General features: G+C 61.8%; 13 protein-coding genes. 5 read left to right on the plus strand and 8 right to left on the minus strand.

Translation table 11 applies throughout. From position 1 onward, the window contains the following. Window positions 1-19: 19 nt before the first annotated feature. Window positions 20-1,198 (minus strand): cystathionine beta-lyase, encoded by a 1,179-nt coding sequence (gene metC / locus H2509_RS04725; protein ID WP_182162828.1) that lies wholly within the window; start codon window positions 1,196-1,198, stop codon window positions 20-22. 295 nt (window positions 1,199-1,493) lie between these two features. Between metC and H2509_RS04730 the strand changes: the two genes are divergently transcribed. The 4 genes from H2509_RS04730 (at window position 1,494) to H2509_RS04745 (ending at window position 5,964) form a co-directional block, all read left to right on the plus strand. Next, entirely contained in the window at window positions 1,494-2,510 is a 1,017-nt protein-coding gene (locus H2509_RS04730) for an amino acid ABC transporter substrate-binding protein (RefSeq protein WP_182162830.1), read from the plus strand. 231 nt (window positions 2,511-2,741) lie between these two features. After that, the gene (locus H2509_RS04735) at window positions 2,742-3,959 is read left to right on the plus strand and encodes an amino acid ABC transporter permease (protein WP_209001800.1); all 1,218 of its coding nucleotides are present in this window, start codon (window positions 2,742-2,744) and stop codon (window positions 3,957-3,959) included. A 10-nt stretch (window positions 3,960-3,969) separates the two neighbouring features. After that, window positions 3,970-5,106, plus strand: a complete 1,137-nt coding sequence (locus tag H2509_RS04740) for an amino acid ABC transporter permease (protein ID WP_182162832.1) — start codon at window positions 3,970-3,972, stop codon at window positions 5,104-5,106. Between the two features lie 54 nt (window positions 5,107-5,160). Next, window positions 5,161-5,964 (plus strand): amino acid ABC transporter ATP-binding protein, encoded by an 804-nt coding sequence (locus H2509_RS04745; RefSeq protein WP_328804982.1) that lies wholly within the window; start codon window positions 5,161-5,163, stop codon window positions 5,962-5,964. A gap of 141 nt (window positions 5,965-6,105) precedes the next feature. On the opposite strand, the gene sseA is transcribed toward H2509_RS04745, so the two are convergent. The 4 genes from sseA to H2509_RS04765 form a co-directional block, all read right to left on the minus strand. Beyond that, entirely contained in the window at window positions 6,106-6,948 is an 843-nt protein-coding gene (gene sseA, locus H2509_RS04750; protein WP_182162834.1) for a 3-mercaptopyruvate sulfurtransferase, read from the minus strand. 67 nt (window positions 6,949-7,015) lie between these two features. After that, window positions 7,016-7,732, minus strand: a complete 717-nt coding sequence (locus H2509_RS04755) for an alanyl-tRNA editing protein (RefSeq protein WP_182162836.1) — start codon at window positions 7,730-7,732, stop codon at window positions 7,016-7,018. Window positions 7,733-7,795: 63 nt separating this feature from the next. Beyond that, window positions 7,796-9,268 (minus strand): cardiolipin synthase, encoded by a 1,473-nt coding sequence (cls, locus tag H2509_RS04760; RefSeq protein ID WP_328804983.1) that lies wholly within the window; start codon window positions 9,266-9,268, stop codon window positions 7,796-7,798. A 21-nt stretch (window positions 9,269-9,289) separates the two neighbouring features. After that, window positions 9,290-10,321 carry a cysteine synthase A gene (locus tag H2509_RS04765; protein WP_182162838.1) on the minus strand — a complete coding sequence of 344 codons (1,032 nt, stop codon included), beginning with the start codon at window positions 10,319-10,321 and terminating at the stop codon, window positions 9,290-9,292. Window positions 10,322-10,516: 195 nt separating this feature from the next. Here H2509_RS04765 and H2509_RS04770 point away from each other — a divergent pair, with 195 nt between their 5' ends. After that, the gene (locus tag H2509_RS04770) at window positions 10,517-11,170 is read left to right on the plus strand and encodes a ChrR family anti-sigma-E factor (RefSeq protein WP_182162840.1); all 654 of its coding nucleotides are present in this window, start codon (window positions 10,517-10,519) and stop codon (window positions 11,168-11,170) included. A 12-nt stretch (window positions 11,171-11,182) separates the two neighbouring features. On the opposite strand, the gene H2509_RS04775 is transcribed toward H2509_RS04770, so the two are convergent. Genes H2509_RS04775 through H2509_RS04785 form a run of 3 tightly spaced genes read right to left on the minus strand, consistent with a single transcriptional unit; the run spans window position 11,183 to window position 14,583 of the window. Further along, the gene (locus H2509_RS04775; RefSeq protein WP_182162842.1) at window positions 11,183-12,412 is read right to left on the minus strand and encodes an SAM-dependent methyltransferase; all 1,230 of its coding nucleotides are present in this window, start codon (window positions 12,410-12,412) and stop codon (window positions 11,183-11,185) included. A gap of 27 nt (window positions 12,413-12,439) precedes the next feature. Next, a complete protein-coding gene (locus H2509_RS04780; protein ID WP_182162844.1) occupies window positions 12,440-13,276 on the minus strand; it encodes a DUF1365 domain-containing protein in 837 nt (278 codons plus the stop codon). Next, the gene (locus H2509_RS04785; RefSeq protein WP_182162846.1) at window positions 13,273-14,583 is read right to left on the minus strand and encodes an NAD(P)/FAD-dependent oxidoreductase; all 1,311 of its coding nucleotides are present in this window, start codon (window positions 14,581-14,583) and stop codon (window positions 13,273-13,275) included. The genes H2509_RS04780 and H2509_RS04785 overlap by 4 nt, the downstream gene beginning before the upstream one ends.

Here is a 14,583-nt window from a genome sequence, read left to right on the forward strand (position 1 = left end):
CGGACGCGGCGCAGCCCGTTCAGCGCGATATGACGTCGAAGGCCTGCTCGATATCGCGGCGCAGGTCCTCGACGTCTTCCAGACCTATATGCAGCCGTACGCTCGGGCCGCCTTCCGGCAGTGCCGAGGCCGTGCGCATGCCGGCAAGGCGAACCGGGATCACGAGGCTTTCGAAGCCGCCCCAGGAATAGCCGAGGCCGAAAAGCTTCAGCGCGTCGATGAAGGCATGCGACTGCTCGATCGTTACGCCTTTCCTGAAGTCGAAGGCGAAGAGGCCGCAGGCACCCTTGAAGTCGCGCTTCCAGATCGCATGGCCAGGATCGCTTTCAAGCGCGGGATGGCGGACGCGCTCGACGAGCGGGTGCGTCTCCAGCCAGCGGGCGATCGTCAGGCCGCTTTCCATATGCTGGCGCAGGCGTACGCCCATAGTGCGCAGGCCGCGCAACGCGAGGTAGACGTCGTCCGGCCCCACATGGACGCCCATGGCGCCGTGGGTCGTCTTCAGCCCTTCGATCGCCCGTTCGCTTGCCGCTACCGTGCCGATCATCACATCCGAGTGGCCGACGATGTATTTCGTTGCGGCCTGGATGGAGAGATCGACGCCGTGACTGATTGCCGGAAAATAAAGCGGTGTCGCCCAGGTATTGTCCATGAGGACAAGCGCGCCGCGGGCATGCGCGATGTCCGCGATCTGCGGAATGTCCTGCATTTCGAAGGAGAGCGAACCGGGCGCCTCGGTGAGGATAGCCTTCGTGTTCGCCTTGAAGAGGCCGGCGATGCCGGCCCGCAGTGCGGGATCGTAGTATTCGACCTCGATGTTCATCCGTTTCAGGACGGTTTCGCAGAAGTGGCGCGTCGGCCCGTAGGCGCTGTCGACGATCAGCACATGATCGCCGGCCGAGAGGCAGGAGAGCAGTGCGAGCGAGATGGCGTTCAATCCTGAAGTCGCCAGGCGGGCGCCCGCAGCCCCTTCAAGCTCGGTGATCGCCTCTTCCAGCGCTTCGGTGGTCGGCGTGCCGCGTCGCCCGTAGACATATCTCTGTTTTCCCGAAAGCATCGTGGCCGTATCGGGAAACAATACTGTCGAGGCGTGGATGACCGGCGGGTTGACGAAACCGTGATTCTCGGCCGAATGCCGCCCGGCATGGGCAAGTGTCGTGTCCATCCTGAGTGCAGGTTCTGACTTATTGCTGGGCATGTTCACCTTCTGTGCAGCGAATGGCTTTTCATCTTGTGAAAAATTATGCGTTTTTCTGATCAAGGTGTTTTTCACCCCTCTTGACCCTGCCCGTCAAATGCCATCGAATGCATGGCACGAGGCGATGGTCCGGCGTATCCCTTAACTTGAAACAAAAACGGGAGCGAGGATCGCCATCGGGGAGGGGCTTAGTCTGGAAGGCATTCTTGTTGGGAAACCGCCTTCACAAGGCCCGTGCCTGAGGCCGTTGTCTCCAAATGACGTATCCAAGGACAACAGAAAAGGCTGCAGATTCATGAAAACCAAATTCCTTCCCGTCGTGCTCGGCGCCGCGCTCGGCGTGGCCGCCACGGGCGCGAACGCGGCCAAGCTCGACGATGTCAAGGCCAAGGGCTTCGTGCAGTGCGGCGTGAGCCAGGGTCTGCCGGGCTTTTCCAATCCGGATTCCGCCGGCAACTGGACCGGTCTTGACGTCGACTTCTGCCGCGCCATGGCTGCCGCGATCTTCGACGATGCCAATGCGGTCAAGTTCACGCCGCTTTCGGCCAAGGAGCGCTTCACGGCTCTGCAGTCCGGCGAAATCGACGTGCTGTCGCGCAACACCACCTGGACCATGTCGCGCGACACGCAGCTCGGCCTGAACTTCGCCGGCGTCACCTACTATGACGGCCAGGGCTTCATGGTGCGCAAGTCGCTGGGCGTGACCTCGGCGCTCGAGCTGTCCGGCGCCACCGTCTGCACCCAGACCGGCACCACGACCGAGCTGAACGTCGCCGACTACTTCCGCGCCAACAACATGCCCTACGAGATCGTCGCTTTCGAAAAGAACGACGAGGTCGTGCAGGCCTATGACGCCGGCCGCTGCGACGTGTTCACCACGGATGCCTCGGGCCTCTATGCCGAGCGCCTGAAGCTTACGAACCCGGGCGATCACCAGGTCCTGCCGGAGATCATCTCCAAGGAGCCGCTCGGCCCGGTCGTCCAGCAGGGTGATGACCAGTGGTTCAACGTGACCAAGTGGGTCTACTTCGCTCTGATCAACGCTGAGGAAGCCGGCGTCAATTCGGCCAATGTCGATGAGATGAAGTCGTCCGAAGACCCGAACGTCAAGCGTCTGCTCGGCACCGAGGGCGCCTTCGGCGAGGCCATCGGCCTGTCCAACGACTGGGCATACCGTGTCGTCAAGCACGTCGGCAACTACGGCGAGATCTTCGAGCGTAACGTCGGTCCGGACACCCCGCTCGGCATCGCCCGCGGCCTGAACGCGCTGTGGTCGAAGGGCGGCATCCAGTACGCCCCGCCGGTCCGCTGATCCGCACACGAAACCGTGAAGCCCCGGTCGGTTGCCCGACCGGGGCTTTCAATCAAAAAGCACAAGCCGTACACGGGCGCCCTTGGCGGGTGACCCGCTGAAGCGGCGGCCGCAAGACCGCGTAGATCGGCAGCGGCCAATTGGGCGGGATATTTGCAGTTTTGCCGCGTTGGCGCGATGATATGCGCTGTGGCTGGACTGTTTGACCGTCGATACAGCAGGCGAGGGCATATGGCTGTTCAGGATCAGGGGATGGAAGCCCATCCACCGCGCACCTCCCTTTGGAACGACCCGAAAGCACGCGGGATAATTTTTCAGGCGCTCCTAGTCGCCGTTCTATCCTATCTCGTGTTCTGGATCGTCCGAAACACGATTGGAAATCTGGAAAAGCAGAATATCGCTTCCGGCTTCGCGTTCCTGGATACGACGGCCGGATTTGGCATCAGCCAGACACTCGTTTCCTATAGCGAAACCTCGAGCTATGGCCGGGCGATCCTGGTCGGGTTCTTCAACACGCTGCTGGTAGCGGTCGTTGGTATCATCGCCGCGACCATACTCGGCTTCGTCATCGGCATTGCGCGGCTCTCCAACAACTGGGTGATCTCCAGGCTCGCCTATTGTTATGTCGAGGTCATCCGCAATATCCCGTTGCTGCTGCAGATCCTGTTCTGGTACGTGGCCGCCCTGCGGTCGCTTCCCAGCAAGCGTGAGGAGCCGCTGTCGCTCTTCGGTTTGGTCGACATGAACGTCTTCGGCCTTTGGGGCCCGAAGCCGATCTTCGGCGAGGGATCTTCGACGGCGGTTATCGCGTTCATTGCCGCAATCGTGATCACCATCTTCATGCGTCGGTGGGCGCACAAGCGCCAGGACGCGACCGGCCAGCAGTTTCCCGTCGGCTGGACGACGCTCGGGCTCATCGTCGGTCTGCCACTGCTGGCGCTGATCGTGACCGGGTTCCCGATTTCTTTCGAATGGCCTGTTTTCGTCGATACCGGTCCGGTCTTCGGCCGCGGCTTCCAGCTCGGTGTCGGGCTCAACATCATTCCCGAACTGGTCGCCCTGACGCTGGCCCTGTCGATCTACACCGCCTCGTTCATCGCCGAGATCGTGCGTGCGGGTATCCAGGCGATCAGCCACGGCCAGACGGAGGCCTCGCATGCGTTGGGACTTCGCCACGGACCGACGCTCCGCCTGGTCATCATCCCGCAGGCCCTGCGCGTGATCATCCCGCCGCTGACAAGCCAGTATCTCAACCTGACGAAGAACTCGTCGCTGGCGGTCGCTATCGGCTACCCCGATCTCGTGGCAACGGGCGGCACGGTGCTCAACCAGACCGGCCAGGCAATCGAAATCATCGGTATCTGGATGCTTGTCTACCTCTCGCTCAGCCTGACGACGTCAGGACTGATGAACTGGTACAACCAGCGCGTCGCGCTGATAGAGCGATAGGAGCGGGCTCATGACAGATCTATCGTATGTGAGAGCCGACGAATCTCCGAACCTGCCACCGCCCGTCAACACGACCGGCGTGATCGGCTGGATGCGCGCGAACCTCTTTTCCAGCATCGGCAACACGATCCTGACGCTGATCGGGGTGTTCCTCGCCTACAGCATCTTCGAACCGCTGATCGAGTTTTCCCTGATCAACGCGGTGTGGGAGGGCGAAAACCGCCAGGCCTGTGTCGCCCCGCCGGATTCCGGGCTTCATGTCGGCGCCTGCTGGGCCTATGTGAAAGCCTATCTGCCGCAGTTCATCTACGGCCGCTATCCGATCGACGAGCGTTGGCGGGTGGACATCGTCTACGGCCTTTTCGCGCTGCTGCTGATCCCGATGGCGATACCCGGCGTGCCGTTCAAGCGGACCAATGCGCTGCTTCTCCTGATCGCCTACCCGATCGTCGCCTATTTCCTGCTGACCGGTGGTTTCGGCCTGCAGATCGTGGAGACCAACCTTTGGGGCGGCCTGCTGGTGACGCTGGTCATTGCGGTGACGGGCATCACGGCCTCACTGCCGCTTGGTATCCTGCTCGCGCTCGGACGGCGATCGAACTTGCCGATCATCAAGCTGGTCTCGGTGATCTTCATCGAGTTCTGGCGCGGCGTGCCGCTCATCACCGTGCTGTTCATGTCTTCGGTGATGCTGCCGCTGTTCCTTCCCGAAGGCGTCAATTTCGACAAGCTGCTACGCGTGCTGATCGGCGTCACGCTGTTCTCCGCCGCCTATATGGCGGAGGTGGTGCGCGGCGGTCTGCAGGCTATCCCGAAGGGCCAATACGAGGGCGCCCAGGCACTCGGCCTGCGCTATTGGCAGATGATGGGCCTCATCATCCTGCCGCAGGCGCTGAAGCTGGTGATCCCGGGCATCGTCAACACCTTCATCGGCCTGTTCAAGGACACGACGCTGGTGCTGATCGTGGGCATGTTCGACCTGCTCGGCCAGATCCAGTCGTCCTTCACGGATCCGACCTGGTCGTCGCCGACCCAGGCCCATACCGGCTACCTGTTCGCCGCGATGGTCTTCTGGAGCTTCTGTTTCGGCATGTCGCGCTATTCCCTGTTCATGGAGAAGAAGCTCCATACGGGCCACAAGCGCTAAACGAACAATTCGGTATCGGCCGCTCAAGGCCTTGAAGAAATTCGGAGTAACCCAATGGCGGAAAACACAGTCGAAGCCGAGGAACTGCACGCAAACCGGTCCAAGATGCACATCTCCGACACGGATGTGGCCATCGAAATCACCAAGATGAACAAGTGGTATGGCGACTTCCACGTCCTCAAGGACATCGACCTTCGGGTGATGCGGGGCGAGCGTATCGTCATCTGCGGTCCATCCGGCTCCGGCAAGTCGACCATGATCCGTTGCATCAACCGGCTGGAAGAGCATCAGAAGGGCTCGATCGTCGTCGATGGAATTGAACTGACGAACGACCTGAAGAAGATCGACGAGATCCGGCGCGAAGTCGGCATGGTGTTCCAGCATTTCAATCTCTTCCCGCATCTGACGATTCTGGAAAACTGCACTCTGGCGCCGATCTGGGTGCGCAAGATGCCGAAGAAAGAGGCGGAAGAGATCGCCATGCACTACCTGAGCCGGGTGAAGATCCCGGAGCAGGCGCACAAGTACCCGGGCCAGCTCTCCGGCGGTCAGCAGCAGCGCGTGGCCATTGCCCGTTCCCTTTGCATGAACCCGCGCATCATGCTGTTCGATGAGCCGACTTCCGCGCTCGATCCGGAGATGATCAAGGAGGTTCTGGACGTGATGGTCGGCCTGGCTGAAGAGGGCATGACGATGCTCTGCGTCACCCACGAAATGGGCTTTGCGCGGCAGGTCGCCAACCGCGTCATCTTCATGGACCGGGGCCAAATCGTCGAGCAGAACGAGCCGGAAGAGTTCTTCAACAATCCGAAGCATGAGCGGACCCAGCTCTTCCTCAGCCAGATCCTGCATCACTGAAGCAGCTTATATTTCGAGATCAGGAAGAGCCGGCCCATGGCCGGCTCTTTTTTTTTTGGTCGGAAAGCGGCTGCCGGTGGAGCAATGAAAAAGGCGAAACGCTTGTGCGCTTCGCCTTCATGGAACGATCTGCCTGAGCGGTCAGGAACCTTTTTCGATCACCGCTTCGCTGCGGGAAGCCCATTCCGCCCAGGAGCCGTCATAAAGCGCGTTGTCGCGATGGCCGATCACCGCCAGTCCCAGCGAAAGGATGGCAGCCGTAACGCCCGAGCCGCAACTGGTGACGATCGGCTGGGAAAGATCGGCGCCTGCATCCACGAACGCCTCTCGGATTTCAACGGCCGGACGCAAGGTGCCATCCCGCAGGAGCAGGTCGAAGGGCAGGTTCAGCGACCCGGGCATATGACCGCTGTCGATGCCGGGACGCGGCTCCGGCGCTTCTCCTCTGAAGCGCGCAGAGGAGCGCGCATCGATAAGTTGAGCGCTGCCATCGCCGAGCAACTCCCTTACCATGTCGAAATCGCGCACGAGCGCATTGTCGAGGCGGGCGGTGAAGTGGCGCTCGGGCCGGTTTACCGGGTCGTCCGTGACCTCACGGCCTTCCGCTTTCCATTTGGGCAGTCCGCCGTCGAGGACGTGAACGCTCTCCACGCCCATTGCGCGAAAGGTCCACCAGACGCGCGGCGCCGAGAAAAGCCCCATGCCGTCATAGACGACAATGGTCTGGCCGTCGCCGATCCCGAGCTTCCGCATCCTGGAGGAGAAGACATGCGGCTGCGGCAGCATGTGCGGCAGGTCGCTTGCCGTATCCGAGATCGCGTCGATATCGAAGAAGACGGCGCCTGGAATGTGCTCAAGCGCGTATTCCTTCCTGGCGTCGCGACCGTGAGCCGGCAGATACCAGGAGGCGTCGACGACCACGACGTCCGGCGCGGAAAGATGGTCGGCCAGCCATTCGGTGGATACGATCGGGGCGGAAGTCATGCGCGGTCCTCGCTCTGGCGGATCCTGTGGTTTCGGGTGTCCGGTTTGCGCTTTCGCGCCGGCCGCGTCAATCCGTCAGGAGAATACGAACCCGGCGGTTGAGCTTGCCCTTTTTCTCGATCTTGGTGACGGCAAGCTGCCCGATTTCCGACGTGCGTGCCACATGCGTGCCGCCGCAGGGCTGCAAGTCGACATCGTTGCCGATACGCACGAGCCGTACGCGGCCGCTACCCGTCGGCGGCTTCACGCTCATTGTCTTCACAAGGCCAGGATTGGCTTCCAGCTCCGCGTCGGTGATCCATTCGCTGGTGACCGGGTGATCGCCGGCGGCCAACTCATTCACCCTTGCGGCTATCTCGTCCTTGTCGAGAATGGCTTCGGGAATATCGAAGTCGAGCCGTCCTTCGCCTTCGCCGATCTGGCCGCCCGTGACGGGGTAGGGCAACACGACAGAAAGCAGGTGCAGGGCGGTGTGGACGCGCATCAGACGGAAACGGCGGTCCCAATCGAGATGAACGGCCACCTTTTCGCCGACGCCCGGCAGTGGTTGACCCTCAGCGGGCACATGGACGATCTCGCTTTTCGTATCGCCGTAGACAGTGGTCGCGATATCGACGCGCTTGCCTCCATCCAGTTCCAGATGTCCGATATCGCCCGGTTGCCCGCCGCCGGTCGCGTAGAAGACGGTGCGGTCCAGAATGATCCCGCCGCGATCGTTTACCGCTACGACCGCCGCTTCGCAGGACTTGAGGTAGGCGTCGTCACGAAAGAGCGGTTCGGTCATGGTGTCCTCAGCTGGAATCGATGCAAGGCCCGCCACCTTACAGGATGGCGCGGCGATGGATACTCACAGGATGGGCGAAAAGAGCCGTGCCGCCTGGGCAAGGAAGCGGAAAGCGTAGGAGCGCGTCAAGAGCACGTCGGCCGGCGTTGGAACACTGTTTTCGAAATCCGCTTCCAGCATCTTGGCAATGGCAGCGATCGTGCGCGGATGGGTGAACCAGAGCGTGATCTCGAAATTGATGCGGAAGGAGCGGTTGTCGAAGTTGACGGTGCCAACGCTCGCGATCTCATCGTCCACCAGCACGACCTTCTGATGCAGGAAGCCGCTCTTGTAGCGCAGGACCTGAATTCCGTGCGCCACCAGGTCGTCGGCATGGGCGTAGCTTGCCAGCCAGACCAGCCGGTGGTCGGCCTTTTCCGGCAGCAGGATGCGGATATCGACGCCCCGCAGCGCGGCGGCGAAGAGCGCGGTCTGGACGTCCGCGCCCGGCACGAAATAGGGACTGACGATCCAAAGGCGCTTCCTCGCTCTGGAGATCGCCTCGGTGAAGGCGATGGCGCAGTCCTCGAGCAGGTCGGCGGGGCCGGTCGGCATCACCAGCACCGCCTCATTGCCGGGTTTGGGAAGCGTGTCGCCGGGAGGCCGGATCGCCGACGACTCGCCGGTCGCCCATTGCCAATCCTCGTTGAAGACGAGGGCGCAGCCGAGCGCCGCCGGACCTTCCACGCGGACGTGAGTGTCGCGCCAGTGGCCGAACTCGCGCGAGCGCCCAAGGTATTCGTCGCCGACATTGTGCCCGCCGACCCAGGCGGTGAGGCCGTCGACGACCACGATCTTGCGGTGGTTGCGATAGTTGAGCCGCATGGGCCCGGTCATGCGCAGCAGCTTGTGTCGCTGGTTGAAGCCGGACACGCGAATGCCCGCGTCCGTCAGCCGTCGGACATAGGCTTTCGGCAGCGCCTTGCTGCCCACGTCGTCGTAGAGGAAGAAAACCTCAACGCCGGCTTTGGCACGTTCGATAAGTGCGTCCGCAAGCTGCCGGCCAATCTCGTCGTCCCGTACGATGAAGAACTGTACGAGCACATAGTGCCGGGATTCGGCGATGCCGGCGAGGATTGAGGCGAAGGTCGCTTCTCCGTCGACCAGCAGATCGACGCGGTTGCCGATCAGGAAGGGAAGTTCCGCGACGCGGGTGAGCACCGGCCATGATGCGCTGGCGTCTTCGTCGGACAGTTGCATGGCGCGCGCCCGCGCGGCGCGCTTTCCGCGCCCGGAATGGGTCTGCACCGCGATATAGTCATCGAACCGCTTCCAGCCGAAGACCAGATAGAGAAAGCCGGTAGGAAAGGGGAAAAAAAGAAGGGAAAGGAGCCAGGCGATAGAGCCCTGCGACGTACGGCCGTGCAAGACCTCACGCACCGCACATACGAAGGCGAGTCCGTAGATCGCCAGCGTCGCCAGTGCGATGATGTGCAGGTTTGCGAGGAGGAACCCGATGAGGTCGAAGTCTTGTTCAACTCGTGCAACGGGTTCCACGGCGCCCTGCCTCCGTTCGGTTTATGCGAAGGGGACTTCGATATCCCACCTGCGTTCCAGCCAGCCCGGAACCGGCAGGTTCTTCGAGCGCAGGAATTCCGGATTGAACATCTTCGACTGATAGCGCGTGCCATAGTCGCAAAGCATCGTCACGATCGTATTGCCGGGCCCCATCTCCTTCGCCATGCGGATTGCGCCGGCAACATTGATACCGGAGGAGCCGCCAAGGCAGAGGCCTTCGTGTTCCAGAAGGTCGTAGCAGATCGGCAGCGCTTCCTCGTCGCTGATCTGGAACGGCATGTCGACGGGGGCGCCTTCAAGATTTGCAGTGATGCGGCCCTGGCCGATGCCTTCCGTGATCGAGGAGCCTTCGGCCTTCAACTCGCCGTTGGCATAGTAGCCATAGATCGCCGAGCCGAGGGGGTCGGCCAGGCCGATCTTGATGCGGCTGTCGATTTCCTTCAGCCGAAGGCCGGTACCGGCCAGCGTGCCGCCGGTTCCCACGGCGCAGATGAAGCCGTCTACCTTGCCATCCGTCTGCTGCCAGATCTCGTTGGCGGTCGTTTCGACATGGGCCTGGCGGTTGGCGACGTTGTCGAACTGGTTGGCCCAGATTGCGCCGTGCTTCTCGCTCGCCGCGAGCGATTCCGCCAGGCGGCCGGACAGCTTGACGTAATTGTTGGGATCCTTGTAGGGAACGGCCGGCACTTCGATGAGATGAGCGCCGGCCAGACGCAACATATCCTTCTTTTCCTGGCTCTGCGTCTCGGGAATGACGATCACCGAGCGATAGCCGAGGGCATTGCCGACCAGCGCAAGGCCGATGCCTGTGTTGCCTGCGGTGCCTTCCACGATAACGCCGCCAGGTTCAAGCTTGCCCTTGGCAATGGCATCCTTGATGATGAAAAGCGCGGCGCGGTCCTTCACCGACTGGCCGGGGTTCATGAATTCCGCCTTGCCGTAGATTTCGCAGCCGGTCAATTCGGAGGCCTTCTTGAGGCGGATGAGCGGAGTGTTGCCGATCACGTCGACCACGGACTTGTTCAATTGCATGGGTCTCATCTTCTTTCAGGCGATGAATGGTTTGGCGGATACAATATCGCCGCGGCAGCTAGGGTCCAGCCGCAAGGGTTGATTTTCGGTCCGGTCCGGGCATTTTCGATGATCCGGCCCGGTAGAACGCGCGTAATGCCTTTGTAACAGTGCGGCGTGAGGCGTGCCACGGCCGGTATCGGATATCAGGTGAGAATGGCTGAGGAAGCTCCGGATTTTGATTCATTGCTGGCAAGCTATGTCGCGGGCTCGCTTGTTGAACCCGCCCGCGTCCTGGTGCGTTCGTATCTCGAACTCAATCGGGAGAACCGCGAATTCGTGCGCGGCCTGGAAAGCATGGCCGGCGAGATGCTGGACGATATCGAGCCTCAGCCGCTTGAGGCGCGAAACGAACGCCTGGCGTCGATTCTCGCGCTGGAACCGGAACAGCTACGGGACCGGAAGCGTGGTCCTGAAGTAGGCAAGGACGATCTCCTGCCGCCGTCCTTGCGCAATTTTCTTGGCCGCGGCCTCAACGATTTGTCCTGGCGGACGCGCCTGCCTGGCCTGAAGGAGCACCGGCTTGGCGAGATCGACGGCTGTTCGGTCAGCCTGCTATGGATCAGGGCGGGGCAGGCGATGCCGACGCATACCCATAGCGGCAAGGAATTGACGCTGGTGCTCGACGGCGGCTTTTCCGACGGCATTGGCCACTATCTGCGCGGAGACGTTTCTTTTGCCGATGACACGGTCGACCATCGTCCGGTCGCCGATGACGACGGGGATTGCCTCTGTTTCGTCGTCACGGAGGGCGACCTGCGTCTGACCGGGCCGATCGGCCGCTTTTTCGCGCCTTTCGTCCGCGGCTGACTTATCAGCGGGTCAGCCGTTCTTCACGTATACCATCTGGCGGACGTCGATGTTGCCGGAGCGGAACCCCGCTTCGCAGTAATGGAGGTAGAACTCCCAAAGGCGACGGAAGCGGTCATCGAAGCCAAGGTTGCTGATTCTCGGCCAGGCCTCGGCAAAACGGCTGCGCCATTCCTGCAGCGTCCTCGCATAGTCCTGTCCGAATACCCGCTGGTTTGCCAGATCCAGCCCGATGCGCCGGCCCAGCTCCTGCAGGCGGCCCGGCGGCGGCAGCATGCCCCCGGGAAAGATGTAGCGCTGGATGAAATCCGGCGTGCGGCGATAGTCGTCGAACATCTGGTCCTGGATGGTGATGATCTGGAGGCCGGCCCTGCCACCCGCCTTCAGGCAGTCGCCAAGCTTCTGGAAGAACGCGGGCCAGTACTGTTCTCCCACCGCCTCGAACATTTCGATCGAGGCGATGCGGTCATAAATGCCCGTCTCATCGCGATAGTCCTGGAACTTGACCGTCACGCGCTCGGTAAGCCCTGCATCGAAGACCCGTTTGCGCGCGAAGTCGAACTGCTCTCTGGAGATGGTGAGCGCGGTGACCTTCGCTTCCCTTTCGCGGGCGACATGTTCCGCGAAACCACCCCAGCCGCAGCCGATCTCCAGCACATGGTCGCCAGGACGGATTTCGGCGGCATCGGCCAGCGCGCGATATTTCTGCTTCTGCGCCTGTTCCAGATCGTTGATGCCGGCCTCGAAAAGAGCGGAGGAATAGGTCATCGAAGGGTCGAGCCACTCCCGATAGAAGGCATTGCCGAGATCGTAGTGGGACGAGATATTGCGCCTTGAGCCAGTGCGCGTGTTTCGGTTCAGCCAGTGGCGCAGCCGCGTCAAGGCGCGAAATAGGGGGCGTCCCGACACGGCTTCGATGGTCGCGTCGCGATTGACGCAAAAAAGCTCGAGGAAGGTCGTGACGTCCCGGCTCGACCATTCGCCAGCCATGAAGGATTCGCCTACTCCAATGTCGCCGCCATCGACGAGGCGCCGTGCGAACCCCCAGTGATGGATCGTCAGATCCGCGTCAGGTCCTCGTTCCTTGCCCGGTATGCGGAAGGTGCGGCCGTCTGGAACCGTCACCGTGAGGCTGCCATACCTCAGGCGAAGCGCGATGCTGAGGCCAAGTCTGGCAAGGCGGGGAAGCCCCTTGAGGTGCTTTCTGGCGTTGTCGCGGTCCAACACGATCGCATCGGGCATGGCAATACCTCTTAGCGCTGCATCGGTTTACGGTCTGGCACCTTCCCGCCTTGCGGAGCTGCGATAGCCGTGACGCTCGGCCGGAGAGTGAAAAGGCGCGCCTTTCAACCAGATTTTAAGCGCTTCAAAGTGGATCGCCGCAACAATTTTCAACGACAGCAACGGAATAGTGACGCAAAGGTGGAGAAGCGCCTTCGATGTCAGCTTCATCTTCTCACCTGAGAATGTCGCGCTTAGCAGCGGTCCACCAGCGTCACCCTGAAGGATCCGGATGCGTACGGCCTTGCCCGGGGGCAGCATGCTGAAGCGGTAGCGCTGATCCATGGCGATGAAGGGAGAGACGAAGAAAGCCTTGTCGCGCGCCTGTCGGATGCCTTCCGGCCCTTGCTGTCCTTGCCTGAGCGGCTCCACATAGGTGTGGATGTCGCCAAACGTGTTGCGCACTTCGTAGATGAGGGCAATCAGGCGGCCATCGCAGCCGTAGGCATAATAGACGGCGAGCGGATTGAAGACGAAGCCGAGGACGCGCGGATAGCAAAGCAGCAGCACCCGCTCCACCTTCTCCCGAACGCCATGCGCCGCAAGCAGCCGATCTACATGCAACCTTAGCGGCCTGCCATCGCGCAAGCCATGATCGGCCTCGTGAAATGACACCAGGTTGAAGCGGTTGACGGAGAACATACGACTGAGGCGACCGGTTTTCGGCAGCCGATCAAGATCGATCAGCAGGCTGAAGACGCGGTAGGAGAAACGGTGGGCGAAGGGCCTCAGGCGCGCATGCATGACGCTGCCGCGATAGAGCGTGGCGGCTTCTTCCGGCGGCGGACCGTTCGCCGCCATCGTCGTCGGCAGGCGCCTGTTCATTCCGCAGCCTCGAAGATTGCCGAACAGGCCCCGCCCGTCGCATGCCATGGGATTTCCGCGCCAAGCGCACGGGCGACATTGAGGCCGGAAACGAGGCCGTCCTCGTGAAAGCCGTAACCGCACCAGGCGCCGCAAAACCAGGTGTTCCGTTCGCCCTGCAAGCGGTCCAGCAGAAGCTGCGCCTTCAGCGCGTCGCCGCAGAACTGGGGATGGTCGTAGACGTAACTTGCGAACGTGGAGGCGGCATCGGGCAGCCTTGGCGGATTGAGGCTGACGAACAGCGGATATGCGGGATCGACCCCCTGCAGCCGGTTCATCCAGTAGGTGACGGAGACGTCCCGCTCGCCGGCGTCCTCCGCCGTCGAGCGCAGGTAGTTCCACGACGCCCAGACCTTTCTCCTTTTCGGCATCAAAGATGGATCGCGGTGCAGGATGACCGTGTTCGGCCGGTAGGCGATACTCGACAGCATTTCGCGCTCGGCAGGCGAAGCGTCCGCAAGCATTGCCAGCGCCTGATCGGTGTGGGCGGCGATGATCACATGGTCGAAGATGTCTTCATGGCCATGCGCGTCGATGATCCTGACGCGACCAGCCTCCCGGCGGATCTCGGCAACCGGCGTTGCAAGGCGGATGCGGCCGCGCAGGGGAGCAAGCAGTCGCTCCACATAGTTGCGGCTGCCGCCCGTGACGGTGCGCCACTTCGGCCGGTGGTGGTGGCGATGGACGAGGCGGTGGTTCTCGAAGAAGGCGACAAAGCTTTCAGCGGGAAAATCCATCATCGCGTCGGTTGGCGTCGACCAGATCGCAGCACCCATCGGGATCAGGTAATCGTTGACGAAGGAACGGGCGAAACGCCGCGCCGCGAGGTAATCGCCGAGCGTGCGTCCGGCGAGCAGGCCTTGGGCGCGATCGGCGACAGCAAGCCTGTTGAAGCGCAGGATTTCGCGCAGCATCCACAAGAAAGTGGGCGAGATGAGATTGCGGCGCTGACCGAAGATCGTATCGAGGCTTACCCCGGACCATTCCCGCCTGCCGCCGTCCACGGATAGCGAAAAGCTCATGTCGCTCTCCTGACTTTCGACGCCAAGATGGGCAAACAATGCGGTCAGGTTAGGATAGTTGAGCTCGTTGTAGACGATGAAGCCGGTATCGACGGATAGCGGATGGCCGTCATAGTCGATATCGACCGTGGCACTGTGGCCGCCGGGCCTGTCGCGCTTTTCGTAGAGAACGACCTGATGACGGTCGCTCAAGGCCCACGCGGCGCTATTGCCGGCGATACCCGAACCAACGACGGCTATTCGCAT

The sequence above is a fragment of the Stappia albiluteola genome (assembly GCF_014050225.1).
Lineage (GTDB): Bacteria > Pseudomonadota > Alphaproteobacteria > Rhizobiales > Stappiaceae > Hongsoonwoonella > Hongsoonwoonella albiluteola.

What these genes read in the sequence shown, in the direction of transcription:
- metC (WP_182162828.1), bottom strand. Translation starts at nt 1,198, where the DNA reads ATGCCCAGCAATAAGTCAGAACCTGCACTCAGGATGGACACGACACTT.
- H2509_RS04730 (WP_182162830.1), top strand. Translation starts at nt 1,494, where the DNA reads ATGAAAACCAAATTCCTTCCCGTCGTGCTCGGCGCCGCGCTCGGCGTG.
- H2509_RS04735 (WP_209001800.1), top strand. Translation starts at nt 2,742, where the DNA reads ATGGCTGTTCAGGATCAGGGGATGGAAGCCCATCCACCGCGCACCTCC.
- H2509_RS04740 (WP_182162832.1), top strand. Translation starts at nt 3,970, where the DNA reads ATGACAGATCTATCGTATGTGAGAGCCGACGAATCTCCGAACCTGCCA.
- H2509_RS04745 (WP_328804982.1), top strand. Translation starts at nt 5,161, where the DNA reads ATGGCGGAAAACACAGTCGAAGCCGAGGAACTGCACGCAAACCGGTCC.
- sseA (WP_182162834.1), bottom strand. Translation starts at nt 6,948, where the DNA reads ATGACTTCCGCCCCGATCGTATCCACCGAATGGCTGGCCGACCATCTT.
- H2509_RS04755 (WP_182162836.1), bottom strand. Translation starts at nt 7,732, where the DNA reads ATGACCGAACCGCTCTTTCGTGACGACGCCTACCTCAAGTCCTGCGAA.
- H2509_RS04765 (WP_182162838.1), bottom strand. Translation starts at nt 10,321, where the DNA reads ATGCAATTGAACAAGTCCGTGGTCGACGTGATCGGCAACACTCCGCTC.
- H2509_RS04770 (WP_182162840.1), top strand. Translation starts at nt 10,517, where the DNA reads ATGGCTGAGGAAGCTCCGGATTTTGATTCATTGCTGGCAAGCTATGTC.
- H2509_RS04775 (WP_182162842.1), bottom strand. Translation starts at nt 12,412, where the DNA reads ATGCCCGATGCGATCGTGTTGGACCGCGACAACGCCAGAAAGCACCTC.
- H2509_RS04780 (WP_182162844.1), bottom strand. Translation starts at nt 13,276, where the DNA reads ATGAACAGGCGCCTGCCGACGACGATGGCGGCGAACGGTCCGCCGCCG.
- H2509_RS04785 (WP_182162846.1), bottom strand. Translation starts at nt 14,583, where the DNA reads ATGCGAATAGCCGTCGTTGGTTCGGGTATCGCCGGCAATAGCGCCGCG.